Here is a 16077-nt window from a genome sequence, read left to right on the forward strand (position 1 = left end):
TCGAAACAAATCTTTGCTTTACTCCTGGACTTTTGGCTCCTTTCTCCACTATCAAAACAAATCTTCACTTTACTTCTGCACTTTTGGTCCCTTTACCAGCTATGAAGACAAATCTTTGCTTCTTTGCCTTATACTTAAAAAAATACAGACGACAAAACCGCATGAAGTCAAAATGATTCATGCGGTTCAAAAATATATTTATACATAAATAATATTGCAAATTATTGATAAGCTGTTCCAACATCCAAAAGAATTTATATCTTACTGCTTGGGAACAGACTACGCATCAATAATTTCATAGTTCGATAAATCAGCTGTTTCAGCCACAGATTCTAATTGTTTTCTGATTTCAATATTATTACTGATTAAAAACTCAATCTTTTTAAACTCGGAGGCTTTATACAACTTAAATGAATGCATTAATTTCGGAAGCATCTTCTCATCAATAACTTCGAAATCTTTACAATCTATTTCCAACAAATAATTAATCGTTGATATAGAACCTATTTTTTGTTGGTAATCATATTGAAATTGCTCTGCTTGTTCGGTAGTAAATGCTCCTACAACATCCATGTACACTTTTTTCTTTGCCGGTTGAACATCAATGACATACCCACCATTTTCGGTCATTTTCTCAATCTTTGACATTGGTATCTATCCTTTCTGATAGGGAGGAGAGCCTGCCTCCAGATTATATTCTATGTATAACCATAAAACGCCAAATAATAGGTAAAAAAGACCACTCAACTATACAATAACAAAACCATATTAGCAAGTATTTCCATTGTTTTTCACAAAAAAGAGCGGGCCCTCGTATGCCCGCTCTGCCCAACTTCTATTCCGTTAACCTTGATTAGTTGGCTTCACAATGATTTCACTGACATCAACATTTTTTGGTTGATTGACAGCATAATAGACTGCGTCGCCAATGTCAGCACTATCAAGCGATGTAATCCCTTCAAAAAAGCCTTCCTTCAGCATACTTTTCACATCTTCATCAGAAATCGTATCCAATAGCTCTGTTTCCACTACACCAGGTGATATGGTGGTAGTCCGTACATTACTTTTCGCTATTTCTTTTGATAAACCTTCCATTATAACCCGAGCAGCGAATTTCGTACCACAATAAACCGCTCCAGAAGGCATGACCTCATGTCCTGCAATAGAGGAAGTAGTGAGAATGTGCCCTTCATTTCTCTCGAGCATGTGAGGTAAAACGGCTGCAATGCCATATAATACACCTTTTATATTAACATCTACCATTTGATCCCATTCATCTACCTTCGTGTTTTTCATAAAGCTAAGCGGCATGAGTCCGGCATTATTAAACAGCACATCTACTTGATTAAATTCATCAATTACAAATTGAATTAAATCTTCCACTTCTTGCTGTGACGTTACATCTGTTGATTTTATCTTAATATCTCCTGAATACTGTTGTAAACGATCTTGAATTTCAGTTAGTTTATCCTCTCTTCTTGCAGCAAGCACAACATTTGCACCTTCTTTGACAAAACGTTCTGCTGTCGCTTCACCAATTCCACTGCTAGCTCCTGTAATTACTACAGACTTACCTTTCCAATTCGCCATTATAACAATCCTCCAATTTGATAGTTTCATTAAGCTTCTATTGGTGTTATTCACTGGGAATACTTTTCCTAAACTTATTTTATCGAGTGCTTCTAAAGCATATCATGTGTCCTTTCCCCCATTCTGTTGTATCATAATTATCGTTAAACAACGAAAGTGGTGATTTTGCATGTCGCATCTTAGAAATAACAGATTTCGGTTTTGGGTTTTGGTAAGTATTGTGGCTGTTTCCGGCTTTAGTCAAGGGATGCTGTTGCCTTTGATTGCGGTTATTTTTGAAAATAGTGGTGTATCTTCCTTTTTAAATGGATTACATGCTACCGCTTTATATATAGGTATTCTGTTGGCATCACCATTTATGGAACATCCATTACGGAAATACGGATATAAACCGATCATCGTTTGTGGAGGGTTATTAGTACTCGTTTCCCTTGCGTTATTTCCACTTTGGAAAACATTCTGGTTCTGGTTTTTCTTAAGACTTTTGATTGGTATAGGAGATCACGCATTAAACTTTGGCGCACAGACCTGGATTACCCATTTCTCACCGGAACACAAAAGAGGAAGAAACATTGCACTATATGGATTATTTTTTGGGATTGGTTTTGCAGTAGGGCCGTTATTGGTGCCTTTAGTTGACATCAATGAAAACCTGCCATTTATCATTTCTTCTGTTCTCAGTTTCATGGGATGGTTATGTTTACTATCCCTCACAAACGAATTTCCTGAACAGAACGTTGGCATGAATCATTGGGGAGAATCGTTTTATCGGTTTGCAAAAGCATGGAAAATAGCGTGGGTAGCTTTTTTACCACCTTTAGCATATGGTTTTCTGGAAACGTCTTTGAATGGGAGCTTTCCCGTCTATGCGTTACGGATTGGTTTAGATGTGAACAACGTATCTACTTTGTTAGTGGCATTTGCTTTAGGAGGAATTATCTTTCAGCTTCCTCTGGGGATGATTAGTGATAAGCTAGGCAGAAGCAACGTATTACTTGGCGCTCTGTTCCTTGGATTCGTGTTTTTCTGTATGGCAGCCATGCTGGAAACATCTTTTGTCAGTCTCCTTATCTGCCTGTTTATTGCAGGTATGTTTGTTGGTTCTACTTTTTCACTAGGGATTTCTTATATGACTGATTTAATGCCGAAAAATTTACTGCCTACGGGTAACCTCTTATGTGGTGTGTGTTTTAGCTTTGGAAGTTTAATCGGACCATCCATTGGGGGACTGGCGATTGAAACCCTTCATTCCATCAGTTTTTTCAGCATTATCAGCCTTTTATTTTTCGTTGTCTTTTTGTTAACACTGTATAAACGGGTAAAAACTTAACAGTGTTAACAAAAATTAATGCGTCGCTTTGAAATCGGTTAATGCTTGCACAGCCGTTTCATTAAATGACTGTTGAAAGGATTGCTGCTTTCTGATAGAACTTCCAAAGTGATACTGCGACGCATTGACACTATCATGAATGGATGCAATATTACTTGGGGAAAGTCCAGAGCCAGGCATGATTCGCGGGCCATTTAATTGCTTAGAAAGTGCCAGCAGTTCGCGTAATTGACTTAGTCCTGCCGTGCAATTGGCTTCTCCTCCAGACGTTAAGATTCTTTTTATATGTGGATGATATTTGGTTAGTGTCGAATACGCTTCGCTTTGAGAGCGCACAGCATCAAATGCCCGATGGAATGTAATATCAATAGTTGGAAAGCGTGTGACGACTGCCTCTAATAGGCTCTCATCAATCGTGTCGTCCTCTGTTAATCCGCCAATTACGATTCCTTTTCCACCAAGACTGACTACATGATCTATATCTTCTAACATGATTGCTTTGTCCGCGCTTGAATAGCGAAACTGGTAGCTGTGCGGACGAACCATGACTTGAACAGGAATAGAGACACTTCGTAAAACTCCTTTTAGTGCACCATGACTTGGCGTTAATCCCCCTTCACTAATCGCTGAAACAAGCTCAAGCCGGTCAGCACCCAAACATTCTGCCCGAACAGCTTCTTCTGCATTTTGCACAATAAATTCTACTAACATTGTGTTAACTCCTTCATTTTTTGTTTTACAGTGTTTACTTCCGCCAGAAGGTAGAACAATCGGCTTTATCTAATATGTTAAACTCAATCATTTTCTCTAGTAATGCATAATCAACTGGCTGGTTCCACTTGATCCGGATCAATTCCTTCGTGTGATCATAACGAGACGCTTCGATATCATTAGCAAAATGAATCATTGCTGCTCTCTCAGGTGCTATCGCTAAGTGATGTTTGGCCACACTAAACCCAATAATAAAAGTATCGTGATCAGTAAACATCGGCTGATTCCACTTCACGACCGGGGCTAATTGGGGAAATTTCTCCGGTATCCACTTTAATAATTCTTCCGTTCGTTCGCGATGATCAGGGTCGTCTATTTTCGATAAAAAGTCGGCAAATAATTCCATACCGTTTCCTCCTCAAAATACGAAATCTATCCCTTCTATCTTAATATATATCCAATTTAAATTCACCTCTGAGTATGTACAGAAAATGAGACTAGGGCCATACAAAATTATGTAGGCTTTGATTTAGTTACAAGTAGAAGAAAACTGCGAAGTAATGACAACCTAGTTATGTAGCAAGTTTTGTGTTAAGTAAAAATACTTCTTTCCTAATGATATAAAGTTGTATTTCCATTGAGTGATTTTGACATTTTTACTGTGCTAAGAAAAGCTCCGGAAATATGTCCCGCGTCCTGTGAGGCACGGTTTCAGCCAGGCTACTACTAGGACTACTTATTTGCTGCCTTGTGCCGAGGAAGATCACTTCGAAGCGATGCTAGTAGACACAGGCACAGACAAAGTGGATCTCCAGGTCGCGCTGACGCATGCGGAGTCTCCGCATATTTCCCACGCTTCAGTGAAGTGCTACAACGTATGGAACAGCTAAAAGCAGTGGTTCTACATTATATTATTTATTCAAATACTATTATTTATGGACACGACTATATAAGAAGTTACTTAGCAGCATACCTTTATAGCATAAAGACAGCCGAACATTCACGAATAATTTAGATTCGGGTATGTTCGGCTTAGAAATTAATTAAAAATCTTTCGCCAAAGCCTCACCTCTGTTTAAGCACCTAATAAATGTGGTAAAAATAAAGTTAAGCTTGGAAAGTATGCGATGATTAATAACGCAACAATCATCACAATGTAAAATGGCAGCATCCCTTTTGTTGCTTCTTCTATGGATAATTTGCCGATTGCTGACCCTACGAATAGAACAGAACCTACAGGCGGCGTTACTAATCCGACTCCTAACGCCAGCATTAATACAACACCAAAGTGAATAGGATCCATCCCTATATTTGTAGTTACTGGTAAAAGGATCGGCGTGATAATCAAAATGAGTGGCGCCATATCCATTATCATCCCAAGTACTAACATAATAATAAGGATCATTAGTAAAGTAATGGCCGGGTTTGGTGAGAAATTAATCAAGCCATTAGAAACAATCGAAGGAACTTCCAGCAATGCCAGTAACCAGCCAAAACCTGTAGAAGCTCCGATCAAGAATAGCACCATTGCTAACGTCTTAAACGTTCTTTGTAAAATAACGCCCATTCTCGAGATCTTGATATCCCGATAGACAAAAAAGGTAATGGAAAATGCATACAAAACTGCAATAGCGGCAGATTCTGTAGCAGTAAATATACCAGTTAAAATACCACCGATGATAATCACGATTGTAAAGATACCTAATAAACCTTCTCGTACAATTTTTGGCACTTCTTCTCGGCTGATCACTTCACCACGGGCATAATTTTTCTTCGCTGCAATGAGGTAGGTCAATACCATGATGACTAATCCTAGTAATAAGCCAGGAACCAGTCCTCCCATAAAAAGTCCTCCAATGGAAACCCCACCTGCAACGCTAGAGTAAATAATCATATTATGACTTGGAGGAATCAGCACGCCTTGCACCGAGCTGGAAATCGTAACCGCGATCGAATAGTCGGTATCATACTTCTGTTTTTTCATGATTGGAATTAACACAGACCCTAACGAAGAAGTATCTGCTAAAGCGGAGCCAGATATACCACCGAAGAAGCTGCTAGCCAACACGTTAACCATGGCAAGTCCGCCTCTGATTTTTCCAATCATAACATTCGCTAAATTTATTAATCTTTTTGAAATCCCACCTTCATTCATGATTTCGCCAGCCAAAATGAAGAAAGGAATTGCTAGTAATGAAAAAGAATTCAAGCCTGATGCCATCTGTTGAATAATCGCAGCAGGGCTGATCCCCATATAAATTCCTGTACCAATCGAAGCAATAGCCAAGGAGAGTGCGATTGGTATTCTAAGCAGTAACAGTAATATGAAACCACCAATCAAAAATAATATCTCCATTTTTTCACCCCTCCATTGCATCGTCATATTCCTGATGCAGTCCTTTTACAAATAACAACTCAATTCCATTTATCGTGACAAAAATTCCTGCCACTGGAACAGCAGCATATAAAAAGCTTGAAGAAATCCCCAATCCTGCCATCGTTGAATAATTCATCAACAACATAAATTCTGTTCCAAAATATATTAACACCAATCCAAAAATAATGATCAATGCTTTCGTCATGTATTCTATTAAACTTTTTATTCTATCGTTGAATTTCTTCACTAATAATCCGACTGCGATATGCAGCTTTTCTTTAAAGCCGTAAGCGATGCCGAGAAAACTGATCCAAACAAATAATAAGCGCGCAAGTTCTTCTGACCATGCGGGAGTAAAATTCAAAAATGTTCGAGTAAATATTTGTAATAGAATCGTTAAGACAATAATGCCTATTAACGATACCGAAAGACCAAGTAATAAGTGATCCATTACCTGCTTGATTCTTTTTAGCGCTTTCATCATACTCCTCCTTCATAGATGTCCATTAACTATTCATCCTCTGTCAATCTTTCAATCCACTTACTATATTTGTCACCATATTTATCGTAAACAGGTTGTACCGCTTCTCGCCATTCACTTACGTCATCGACTTCAATCAGCTCACTTCCCGCTTCGGTTACTTTTTCTTTTGAAACTTCTGTTAGCTCATCCCATGCCTCACGCTGCACTTCTATTGATTCCGTCGCGGCTTCTTTAAATATTGCCTGATCTTCTTCACTTAGCTGATCCCATGTTTCCTGAGAGGCTAAAAGAACTTCAGGAGCTCCTTGAAATCCATTTACCGTATAATATTTCGCAACATTATAATGACTGGAGGTGTAGTAGCTTGGAAAGTTATTCTCTGCCCCATCAATCACACCATTTTGCAGAGAAGAATACACTTCCCCATAATCCATTGGCGTCGCTGATGCTCCAAGCGATTCGACAATATCTATTGCTAATTCAGAAGATTGTACACGGATCTTTAAACCTTGTAAATCTTCTGGTGACTTAATTGGTCGTACCGTATTATAAAAGCTTCTTTCGCCAGAATCATAGAATGCCAGACCAACTAACCTAGTACCTGAAAACGTATTCAAAAGAGTATTTCCTACTTCGCCTGTTAACTGATCCCATTTTTTCTCTTCGTCCTCAAAAAGAAATGGCATTGCTAACACACCTATTTGATCATTAAATTCCGTTAGTGGGGTTGTATTAGATCGAACAAAATCAATCGCCCCTAACTGTGTAAGTTCGACGGCTCTCTTCTCATCACCTAACTGACCACCGTGATACACTTTGATTTTATATCTTCCATCCGTTTTTTCCTCGACCAATCTAGCGAACTCCTTTGCCCCGATAGTGGTTGGATAATCAGCTGGCTGGTTTTCAGCCAAAATCAAGGTGGTTGTTCCATCTGCATTAGCAGAATACTCACTACATCCTGCTAACAAAAGAACTGTGACACAAACTATCCAAATTAATGACATCGCTTTCTTTTTCATGTAGCTTCACTCCTAAATATGTGTTGAAATCAATCTGTGTAGATAATCATTCAAAATCTTAGTAGAAAAGGAACAAAAGAATTAGATTTTTTGTAAGCGTTAACTTTTCTAGTTTTACAATAACAACGTTGTTATTGTAAATCTTAAAATAAAAAGTCATGAAAATCAAGATTAACCTATCTGTTAAGGTGGAAATGGTTTTAAAGTAATAGAGAGAAAACAAAAAGAAGGTTCTTCTGTACCACTATACAAAAAACTGGAAATTATATTGCTCATAAAACGGGACAGGAGAACTGTTCTCCTGCCCTACTCTCCTATTTTCTCCATAAAACCACATTTGCTACCACTAATATTGCAATCAAGATATATGGACCGATTGCGAAGGAGCTTGCTATGAAATGGATGACGCCGAAGAATATCGTTAGACCTAGAAGTGCGAATGATTCTGCAGCTTGTTTGCTTTCTGCGCCTTTGTATGATTCTGAAAATGGCATGGACTCTTTGAGAAATACACGATAACAAATTCTGCTGTGAATCCCGGTCACCAATAGCAGCACAAGCAAAAACGTCCAGATTTTGACCGAGAATATCACAAGAAAAATAGCAGCTAACACAAGATAAACCGGGATAAACAACCTGACCAAAAACGCTTTTAACGCTGCACGATGTAATATCGCCTCGTTACTGACCGGTAATGCACGAAAAATCCAGGCGCCTTTCTCATTCGTGGAAAACTTAAGCATCTGAACACCTGCAGGAATTAAAATTAAACAAACATACATAGCGAAATACATTTTTCCTTCTCGGATTTCGGCCCAGGAATGTAGTGTCAGGTCATTAATGATAAAAATAAAAGGAAATACTAAAGCCATTCCGATAGACGGATAGACCTTCAACTTAAAATCTCGTTCATTTCGTAATATTCGTGATGTAAAATCGAAAAAAATCCGTTCTTCCTTCCCCCAGACCAACAGCTTCGACCACAGGCGACTCCACCATTCCTTCACTTGTTTATGCTTACCGTTGTTAGATAAGAGCTTCTCCAAATTCCGTTCAAAGGTAGGAATCATTTTTATATAAAGAATGATAGCAACGATTGGGACCACTACACCTAATGCAGCAAGTATGATATAGTCTGCATTCCACGCTCCATGCAAGACAATTTCATAGATGGCACCATACCAGATCGGCGGCATCAATACATGCCACCAGCCGAAATCAAATTGGACATGTAAATCAACAAATTCAAAGGAGCGCGCTACTACTTGATAGCCGACAATCATTGAAATACTTAACAGAATTTGGATATAATTGATAATATCTTTTAATTTCTCGCCATCAAAAAAACGCAAAATCAAAATATAAACAAAAGCTGTCATAATCAAAATCAGCAGATTTACAAAAAACAGGATCACAATACTTAACAAAAAAAAGACAATGCCGTGGTTCACAAGACCAACAATCATCGGAATAGCCGTAAAAGCAATCGTCAACTGGCACAGGTAAAGAGTAATATGCACTACTTTGGCACTGTTAATCGTTCGGCTGTCTACCGGCTTGGTATGGAGTATCATATTATCACGGACATCTAACAATACACTCGAAAAATCTGAAATTGTTGACGTCATGATAATAAACATGACAACGCCGTACAGGATACTCAGCTGGAAAATATATTGATCGCCTATTAAGAAGGCAATTAAGATAAGCCCCATCAAGGCGTAAATACCGAGTGATTTCAGAAACTGATTGCCCGAATCTGACTTGGAATCATTAAAAATTGTCGGTACCCTTCGCGAATCCATCGTTAATTTCAATTGCAGAATCTTGCGCATCATCGGATAATCAACATGCATTTGTTCAAAAAAGAAGCGCAGCATATCCAAGATTTTCAGCGATTTAAAATTATCCATTCGGATCACCATTCTTCACGATCTCAACAAAAGAATTAGCAATTTCCTGATGGTTATCAAATCCTGTCAGCTGATTGAAGATTTCCTCCAGAGAACCTTCCTGACTTTGCTGCTGTAATTGCTCAAATGTGCCATCCGCAACAATTTGCCCATCAGCCAGTAATACAATTCTGTTGCTGATTTTTTCGACGACATCCATAATATGTGAGGAATAAAAAATCGTCTTGCCTTCACTGGCTAACTGATCTAAGATTTCCTTCACAATCATCATACTGTTGGCATCAAGCCCACTTAACGGTTCGTCTAAAAACAGTAAATCCGGGTTATGTATAATACTTGCGATAAAAAGAACTTTCTGGCGCATCCCTTTGGAGAAAGAAGAGATCCTTGTATACACCACATTCTCTAATTCAAATAATCGCATTAACGCCATCGTTTTAGAAGTAATGACATGCTGATCCATCCCATACAATCCACCAATGAAAGACAGATACTCAAGTGGTGTTAAACTATCATAGATCTCACCGTTTTCCGGGACATATCCAATCCGCTTTTTATAAGCAACACCGTTCTTTTTGATATCTTCACCAAATATTTCAATGTCTCCTTCAAAACTGGAAATTAAGCCTAACATCATTTTTACTGTGGTACTTTTTCCTGCACCATTCGGTCCGATATAACCTATAATTTGTCCTTGATAGACATCGAGATTAATAGCTTCCAACACTCGGGTACTGCCATATGATTTCGATACATTTTTTAATGATAAAATGACTTCTTCTTCCATTTTCACACCTCCACCGATATCTTAACATATATTTCCTCCAACTGTTGTTTCTTTAGTGTCAAAAATAAGGAAAAATGTGTATAATTATCTATATAATCCATACATGAACGGAGCGTTTTTTACATGAATCATTTTCCTCAAGGAATTGCGTTTTGCTTCCCGTGGCGCAGTTATCAACATGATGTATTGGAACAGTTAGACCATCATCTGGAGAACCGGCATTTGCATCTGGTAGCCCCGCCTGGTTCAGGGAAAACGGTATTAGGGTTAGAAGTGATAAAAAGATTGGAAAAGGCAACACTTATTATCGCTCCAACACTTGCAATCCGTAATCAGTGGGCAGATCGTTTTACCGAGCTTTTTTTGCAACAGGAGGAGCAGCCGGACTGGATATCAACTGATATTAAGAGGCCAGCATTTGTGACAATAACAACTTATCAAGGATTGTATGCGTTATTTCATGATTCATTACAAGCGCAGGAAACAGAGCTGGATGATTTAGAAGAAGAAGAGATTCCTCTCGAAAATGAAGCCAAACATGCTGCTATCGAGCGACTTCTTCAACAAAACTTCCAAACGCTGGTATTAGATGAAGCCCACCATTTGCGAACGAATTGGTGGAAAACAACGATGCACCTCAGAAATCAGTTAGATGATCCGACACTCATCGCCTTAACAGCGACCCCGCCTTATGATGTGGGAAAATCAGAATGGGATAAATATATCGAATTGTGCGGACCGATTGATGAAGAAATCGAAGTAGACGCGCTCGTTAAAGAAGGAGATTTATGTCCCCATCAAGATTATGTCTGGATGTCGTCCATGACAGCAAAAGAAAAAGAACCGATTGATACGTTTCATGGTGAAGCAGAGACAATAAGAACCGGTTTATTGGATAATGCAACATTACGGCAAGCCATCGAGAATCATCCATGGATACTATCAGAGGAATATATTGAGGAAAAACTAGCAAACTATCCATATTTTATAAGTATGATTATATATTTGAAAGAAGTTGATAGTCTCGCTTGGAAGAAGCCTTTTGAAATGTTGAATGAAAAAGCAGCTGATCTCCCCTCGTTTGACCTGGAATGGGCGGAGGAGTTATTAACCTTTTTGTTATACCACGATAAGCATATCGATCCGAAAGAAGAGCCGTTAATGACAATCAAAAAGCATTTATCATCGATCAAAGCAATCGAACATCGCAAAGTGAAACTAATGGCGACAAGATCGATAGAAAGAACTTTATTACATAGTGCTTCGAAGCTGGACAGTATTACGGAAATAGTACAATTAGAGAAAAACGCGCAAAAAGAGTCACTTCGATTAGTCGTATTAGCTGATTTTATTTATAAAGAAGACCTTGGCGAAGATAAACCATTGATTCGTTTAGGTGTGGTCCCTATCTTTGAAAAGCTGCGCAGAAACGTATCTGATCAATGTCGTATCGGTGTACTAACTGGTTCTGTTGTGATTGTACCTAAAAAGGTGCTCTCATTACTTGAGGAATATCAGTTGCGATTTTCTGCACAGATACTTGAACATGATGATCATTATGCAACGATTACATGGAAAGGTGCATCGAGACAGGAAATGGTGAAAAGTCATCACTAACATTTTTGCAAGTGGGGAGATTGATGTGTTAGTCGGGACAACAGCATTGCTAGGAGAAGGCTGGGATGCTCCGAGCGTTAATACGTTAATCCTTGCTTCCTATGTGGGAAGTTTTATGCTGACCAATCAAATGCGTGGCCGTGCAATCAGAGCAGAACGTGGCAATGCAGATAAAGTAGCGAATGTCTGGCACTTAGTCTGTGTCGATCCGCATATGTATGGCGGTGGTTATGATTATCAGTCTTTAAGCAGAAGGTTTCAGTCCTTAAATGGGGTCGATGCAGAGCTTGCAATTATTCAAACGGGCATGAAGCGCTTGCGAATTGCGAAGCCGCCATTTAATAAACAGGGGATCAACGAAACCAATCGTATCATGTCAACTCGTGCAAAGGATCGTATTCGACTTTTTGAAAGGTGGCAGGAAGCCGTCCAAAAAGGGGAAAAGAAAAGAGAAGAAGTGGAAATAAGTGCAAACCAACTGCCACGTATTTTTGAGTATCGAAACACCATGAAATCGCTATTCATCATGACGATCACTACTATTTTAAGTATTCTTTATTCCATCGGTGAAAATAGCTACCATCTTCATTCATGGAAGGAACTAATGGTAGCACTGATCATGGGTCTTCTAATCGGAATCGTACTATCCAGCCCATATTGGTGGCGGGCATTACGGATTCTCTTATTCAATTCCACACTTGAAGCAAGGATGAAGCATGTCGCTGAAACGCTCTATCAAACCTTAAACGAGATCGGAATCATCCATACGCCGATGAAACAGAACAAAATCATTATTCATAAAGAGGACTCGGGCGGTCTGTCCGGCTATTTAGAACACAGTACGACTCAGGAACAAAAGCTATTTATCGAAGCGTTGGCACAACTGTTGGACCCTATTGAGAATCCGAGATATATTCTCCACCGACAGTCAGGAAAATGCTTATGGATTCGACATGATTACCACGCCATCCCTGATGGAATTGGACGAAAGAAAGAACACGTAGAAGTCTTTTTGAGAAATTGGAAAAAAAATTAGGAAAAGCAGCATACATCTATACGAGAACACCAGAAGGAAGACAGTTATTATTAAAAGCCAGATACCGTGCCATGTCCAATAAATTCGTCACCAAATCAGAACGGCGCAGTGTTTGGAAGTAGAATGGGGGCTCACTCCATTCATACAAGTATTCCTGGTTTCAATTTGTCATTGTTAATGTGGAAGACCATATATGGATTATGTTACGTTTATAATAGTAGAAAAAACATTTAGTCATCTCACGATATAAACCTCTTAAGAGGATGTTCAAAACGCCCGGAAAAAATCGCTTTGATTCTGCGTGTATGGATAAGCATACATTCTGGTGCTCGAAGCTGCGCCTTGCATTTCTTTGCGATTTTTGCCCTCCTTTTAGAACATGCTCGATAAGCATCACGTGCTATAAGGATAATAGAATATGTTTAACCGAATAGGAGTTTTCAATAAATGGTATATTTTAAAATTGACAATGATCATTCAACGAGTGAATTGCTTCCGTCTTTTTCGCTCACTGTGGAGGAAACATCTACTACGTCTCTTTACTGTGATGCAGACATTCAAGGCGAATTACTAAATTTTTTACAAAAACATAATCACATCCGTGTTTTTGACCAAAAGGATGGATTGTATCAGCGATTGACAGTGGAAGACAATATCGCTTTTTTCCACAAATGGTTCCGTTGTTCTGTACCACTTCCTGAGATCCTTGTCTTATTTGAGCTGCACACCTGTGTTAAAACACCTTTACATAAATGTTCAGTATCTGAGGTTCGCCGTGTCCATTTTGCCAAATATTTTATGAGCGGGAGCAGTCCCATGATTTTTAGAGAGCCTATTTACCATATTGATATCCGCTCCATCAATACATTTATAAAAATGCTGCAAAAAATAAAGGAAAGTCATATCCCTGTAATCGTTTTAGTCTCTAACATGGAACATGCCTTATTGCTCGGTGATGTAGCATACAAATTACAAAACAAAGGATTGCAACAAATAGAAGTAGAGGATCAAGACAGTGATACATCTTCAATTGAATCGGAAAGCACGTCCATCAACTTGTTGAAGATCCCTGCAAAAGTAGACGATAAAATCATTCTTTTCGACCCACCAGAGATCGATTATATCGAAAGTCAGGATGGCAAAGCAGTGATTTTTATTAATGAAACATCGTATACCATGGATTCCACGCTTACCAAAATGGAAAAGAAATTAGAACTGTACGGTTTTTATCGCTGTCATCGATCCTACATCGTTAACTTGCAAAAAGTGCGCGAAATTATTACGTGGTCTAAAAATACCTATTCATTAAGAATTGATAATAATGTACAGTCCACCATTCCACTGTCACGAACCAAAATTCAGGACATTCAGGAGAAATTCACCCTCTAATTGGTACTGTTCAGCATTAATAATCGAATAGGAAGGATTATTTGACCAACATTTCACCTGTTTTCGGATACAGTTCAGCTTATCTCCAGTACATTCCGTACGAATTCGGCTGAACACCTCCTTGCATCAAGCTACAATGAAGGTACCACATCAAAGGAGGTATTCGATTGGAACATGCAATTGAAGTAAAAAACGTACGAAAGGTATTTGATCAAGTCATCGCTATTGATCATATTCATTTTCATCTGAACAGAGGAGAAATTTTTGGCTTACTCGGTCCAAGTGGATCAGGAAAAACCACAACCGTTAAAATGTTAACAGGAGAAATGAAACAGACACAAGGTGAAATTAACGTATTAGGAATAAACGCTAAACAATTTCGAACACCCGCGTTCAAATCCATGATTGGCATTCTCTCCGATAATAGTGCGCTCTATGAACGACTCACGGTTTATGACAACTTGAAATTATTTTGTAAATTATACAATACGCCGCTTACAGCTATTGATACGATTCTTAAGGAAGTTAATTTGGAAGGCGAACAGTCCAAAACGGTCTCCAAATTATCCAAAGGGATGAAGCAACGGGTTTTACTTGCGAAGGCCCTGATTCATAAGCCTGATTTAGTATTTCTTGATGAACCAACCTCTGCCTTGGATCCTGGAAACATTGCGCAAATTCACCGCGGACTGCGTAAGCTAAATGAAGCGGGTACGACGATTTTCCTAACTACCCATAACATGGAAGAAGCAACCACATTATGTGACAGGGTCGCTTTCTTAGATGGAGGAAAAATACAAGAACTTGACACTCCAGAGGCACTTCGTTACAAATATTCCACCCATGCCTTTCATGTCGAGACATTTGATGGGCGACGCTTGGTCTTTGAGAACGAACCAAATAGTGCCGAACAGATGAAAGAACTGATTGCAAATGGAGAAGTGAAAACAATGCATACGGATAATCCTACGCTTGGCGATATCTTTCTTGAAGTAACCGGAAAGGAGTTGGTTTGATGAATGTTCAACGTATTAGTGCCATTTTTGAAAAAGACAGTAAAGATTTTATAAAAAACATAACCTTACTGATGATGCCTTTCATCTCGATTGTATTAGCGCTACTTTATGACCGAATCGGAGACAGTGAAGCGCAAATGCCAATGCTTATGATCTATATTATTGTAGGAGTAACCTTTTCGACGGTTACCTCTGTTACGATTATGACAATGATGGCAGAGGAAAATGAAAAGAAAACCTTAAGAGGATTGATCTTATCACCCGCCACATTTGTAGACATCATTGTCGGCAAAAGTCTAGTTACCAGCATCATTACATTTATTACGTTGGTTGTTTCGTTGCTCATTATCGGCATTGATCCCATACTAGACATTAGACCGATCATAAGCCTGGTTCTATTGTTTTTGTTCTTTCTCATGCTTGGCATAGGTATCGGCCTTTTTGCAAAATCGATGGCTTCTACATCTGCTTACGGCATGCCTGTTATGTTTCTTTTCGGTTTCACCCCTATGTTCTCTATCATTGGGTTAAGCGAGGATAATATTATAATGAAAATTCTTGAGCTGTTCCCTATCATGCAGGCAATCGAAATCCATAATACTTCGTCTTGGCTGCCTTTAGGGGTTTCCAGTATATGGGTTGTGGCTGCTGCGATCTTTATGTACGTATGCTTTAGAAAAACTGTGACGGATGAGTAAGTTATAGCCAATAGTTGGGTGCTGGAGAGTGGTGCTTAGGCGCCATTCTTTTTTTTCATAAATCCATATAAAAACAGGGCATTTCCAAAAAGAATGCCCTGTCACAT

The 16077-nt window shown here is 38.8% G+C and carries 16 protein-coding genes; 7 read left to right on the forward strand and 9 right to left on the reverse strand.

The window, feature by feature from the left end; genetic code table 11:
- Positions 1 to 279 precede the first annotated feature (279 nt).
- Together MUN88_RS00515 and MUN88_RS00520 are read right to left on the reverse strand one after the other, a co-directional pair.
- Positions 280 to 648: a hypothetical protein gene (locus MUN88_RS00515; protein ID WP_244719580.1), complete on the reverse strand. Its 369-nt coding sequence runs from the start codon at positions 646 to 648 to the stop codon at positions 280 to 282.
- Between the two features lie 195 nt (positions 649 to 843).
- Positions 844 to 1590, reverse strand: coding sequence for an SDR family oxidoreductase (locus MUN88_RS00520; protein ID WP_244719582.1), 747 nt, complete (start codon positions 1588 to 1590; stop codon positions 844 to 846).
- Between the two features lie 169 nt (positions 1591 to 1759).
- Here MUN88_RS00520 and MUN88_RS00525 point away from each other — a divergent pair, with 169 nt between their 5' ends.
- Positions 1760 to 2920, forward strand: a complete 1161-nt coding sequence (locus tag MUN88_RS00525; protein WP_244719584.1) for an MFS transporter — start codon at positions 1760 to 1762, stop codon at positions 2918 to 2920.
- 15 nt (positions 2921 to 2935) lie between these two features.
- Here MUN88_RS00525 and MUN88_RS00530 read toward each other — a convergent pair whose 3' ends face one another.
- The 7 genes from MUN88_RS00530 to MUN88_RS00560 form a co-directional block, all read right to left on the reverse strand.
- The gene (locus MUN88_RS00530) at positions 2936 to 3631 is read right to left on the reverse strand and encodes a copper homeostasis protein CutC (protein ID WP_244719586.1); all 696 of its coding nucleotides are present in this window, start codon (positions 3629 to 3631) and stop codon (positions 2936 to 2938) included.
- Between the two features lie 34 nt (positions 3632 to 3665).
- Positions 3666 to 4037 (reverse strand): iron chaperone, encoded by a 372-nt coding sequence (locus MUN88_RS00535; RefSeq protein WP_244719588.1) that lies wholly within the window; start codon positions 4035 to 4037, stop codon positions 3666 to 3668.
- A 669-nt stretch (positions 4038 to 4706) separates the two neighbouring features.
- Positions 4707 to 5987 carry a TRAP transporter large permease gene (locus tag MUN88_RS00540; protein WP_244719590.1) on the reverse strand — a complete coding sequence of 427 codons (1281 nt, stop codon included), beginning with the start codon at positions 5985 to 5987 and terminating at the stop codon, positions 4707 to 4709.
- Positions 5988 to 5991: 4 nt separating this feature from the next.
- On the reverse strand, positions 5992 to 6492 hold the full coding sequence (locus MUN88_RS00545) for a TRAP transporter small permease (protein WP_244719592.1): 501 nt from the start codon (positions 6490 to 6492) through the stop codon (positions 5992 to 5994).
- A gap of 26 nt (positions 6493 to 6518) precedes the next feature.
- Positions 6519 to 7514, reverse strand: coding sequence for a TRAP transporter substrate-binding protein (locus MUN88_RS00550; RefSeq protein WP_244719595.1), 996 nt, complete (start codon positions 7512 to 7514; stop codon positions 6519 to 6521).
- A 314-nt stretch (positions 7515 to 7828) separates the two neighbouring features.
- Entirely contained in the window at positions 7829 to 9427 is a 1599-nt protein-coding gene (locus MUN88_RS00555) for a hypothetical protein (protein WP_244719598.1), read from the reverse strand.
- Entirely contained in the window at positions 9420 to 10214 is a 795-nt protein-coding gene (locus MUN88_RS00560; RefSeq protein WP_244719601.1) for an ABC transporter ATP-binding protein, read from the reverse strand. The genes MUN88_RS00555 and MUN88_RS00560 overlap by 8 nt, the downstream gene beginning before the upstream one ends.
- 123 nt (positions 10215 to 10337) lie before the next feature.
- Here MUN88_RS00560 and MUN88_RS00565 point away from each other — a divergent pair, with 123 nt between their 5' ends.
- The 6 genes from MUN88_RS00565 (at position 10338) to MUN88_RS00590 (ending at position 15970) form a co-directional block, all read left to right on the forward strand.
- Complete coding sequence (locus MUN88_RS00565) at positions 10338 to 11831, forward strand: DEAD/DEAH box helicase (protein ID WP_244719604.1); 1494 nt, start codon at positions 10338 to 10340, stop codon at positions 11829 to 11831.
- A 25-nt stretch (positions 11832 to 11856) separates the two neighbouring features.
- The gene (locus MUN88_RS00570) at positions 11857 to 12867 is read left to right on the forward strand and encodes a helicase C-terminal domain-containing protein (protein WP_244719606.1); all 1011 of its coding nucleotides are present in this window, start codon (positions 11857 to 11859) and stop codon (positions 12865 to 12867) included.
- Positions 12852 to 12989 (forward strand): hypothetical protein, encoded by a 138-nt coding sequence (locus tag MUN88_RS00575; RefSeq protein WP_244719609.1) that lies wholly within the window; start codon positions 12852 to 12854, stop codon positions 12987 to 12989. The genes MUN88_RS00570 and MUN88_RS00575 overlap by 16 nt, the downstream gene beginning before the upstream one ends.
- 325 nt (positions 12990 to 13314) lie before the next feature.
- A complete protein-coding gene (locus tag MUN88_RS00580; RefSeq protein ID WP_244719611.1) occupies positions 13315 to 14256 on the forward strand; it encodes a response regulator transcription factor in 942 nt (313 codons plus the stop codon).
- Positions 14257 to 14423: 167 nt separating this feature from the next.
- Positions 14424 to 15272 carry an ABC transporter ATP-binding protein gene (locus MUN88_RS00585; protein ID WP_244719613.1) on the forward strand — a complete coding sequence of 283 codons (849 nt, stop codon included), beginning with the start codon at positions 14424 to 14426 and terminating at the stop codon, positions 15270 to 15272.
- Complete coding sequence (locus MUN88_RS00590) at positions 15272 to 15970, forward strand: ABC transporter permease (protein WP_244719615.1); 699 nt, start codon at positions 15272 to 15274, stop codon at positions 15968 to 15970. Before MUN88_RS00585 ends, MUN88_RS00590 begins: the two co-directional genes overlap by 1 nt.
- Positions 15971 to 16077: the final 107 nt, after the last annotated feature.

Origin of the sequence: Gracilibacillus caseinilyticus, from assembly GCF_022919115.1 — a bacterium.
GTDB classification, from domain to species: Bacteria; Bacillota; Bacilli; order Bacillales; family Amphibacillaceae; genus Gracilibacillus; species Gracilibacillus caseinilyticus.

Bases quoted from the DNA above. Each gene is read 5' to 3' on its own strand.
- MUN88_RS00515 (WP_244719580.1), bottom strand. From the start codon at position 648: ATGTCAAAGATTGAGAAAATGACCGAAAATGGTGGGTATGTCATTGAT.
- MUN88_RS00520 (WP_244719582.1), bottom strand. From the start codon at position 1,590: ATGGCGAATTGGAAAGGTAAGTCTGTAGTAATTACAGGAGCTAGCAGT.
- MUN88_RS00525 (WP_244719584.1), top strand. From the start codon at position 1,760: ATGTCGCATCTTAGAAATAACAGATTTCGGTTTTGGGTTTTGGTAAGT.
- MUN88_RS00530 (WP_244719586.1), bottom strand. From the start codon at position 3,631: ATGTTAGTAGAATTTATTGTGCAAAATGCAGAAGAAGCTGTTCGGGCA.
- MUN88_RS00535 (WP_244719588.1), bottom strand. From the start codon at position 4,037: ATGGAATTATTTGCCGACTTTTTATCGAAAATAGACGACCCTGATCAT.
- MUN88_RS00540 (WP_244719590.1), bottom strand. From the start codon at position 5,987: ATGGAGATATTATTTTTGATTGGTGGTTTCATATTACTGTTACTGCTT.
- MUN88_RS00545 (WP_244719592.1), bottom strand. From the start codon at position 6,492: ATGATGAAAGCGCTAAAAAGAATCAAGCAGGTAATGGATCACTTATTA.
- MUN88_RS00550 (WP_244719595.1), bottom strand. From the start codon at position 7,514: ATGAAAAAGAAAGCGATGTCATTAATTTGGATAGTTTGTGTCACAGTT.
- MUN88_RS00555 (WP_244719598.1), bottom strand. From the start codon at position 9,427: ATGGATAATTTTAAATCGCTGAAAATCTTGGATATGCTGCGCTTCTTT.
- MUN88_RS00560 (WP_244719601.1), bottom strand. From the start codon at position 10,214: ATGGAAGAAGAAGTCATTTTATCATTAAAAAATGTATCGAAATCATAT.
- MUN88_RS00565 (WP_244719604.1), top strand. From the start codon at position 10,338: ATGAATCATTTTCCTCAAGGAATTGCGTTTTGCTTCCCGTGGCGCAGT.
- MUN88_RS00580 (WP_244719611.1), top strand. From the start codon at position 13,315: ATGGTATATTTTAAAATTGACAATGATCATTCAACGAGTGAATTGCTT.
- MUN88_RS00590 (WP_244719615.1), top strand. From the start codon at position 15,272: ATGAATGTTCAACGTATTAGTGCCATTTTTGAAAAAGACAGTAAAGAT.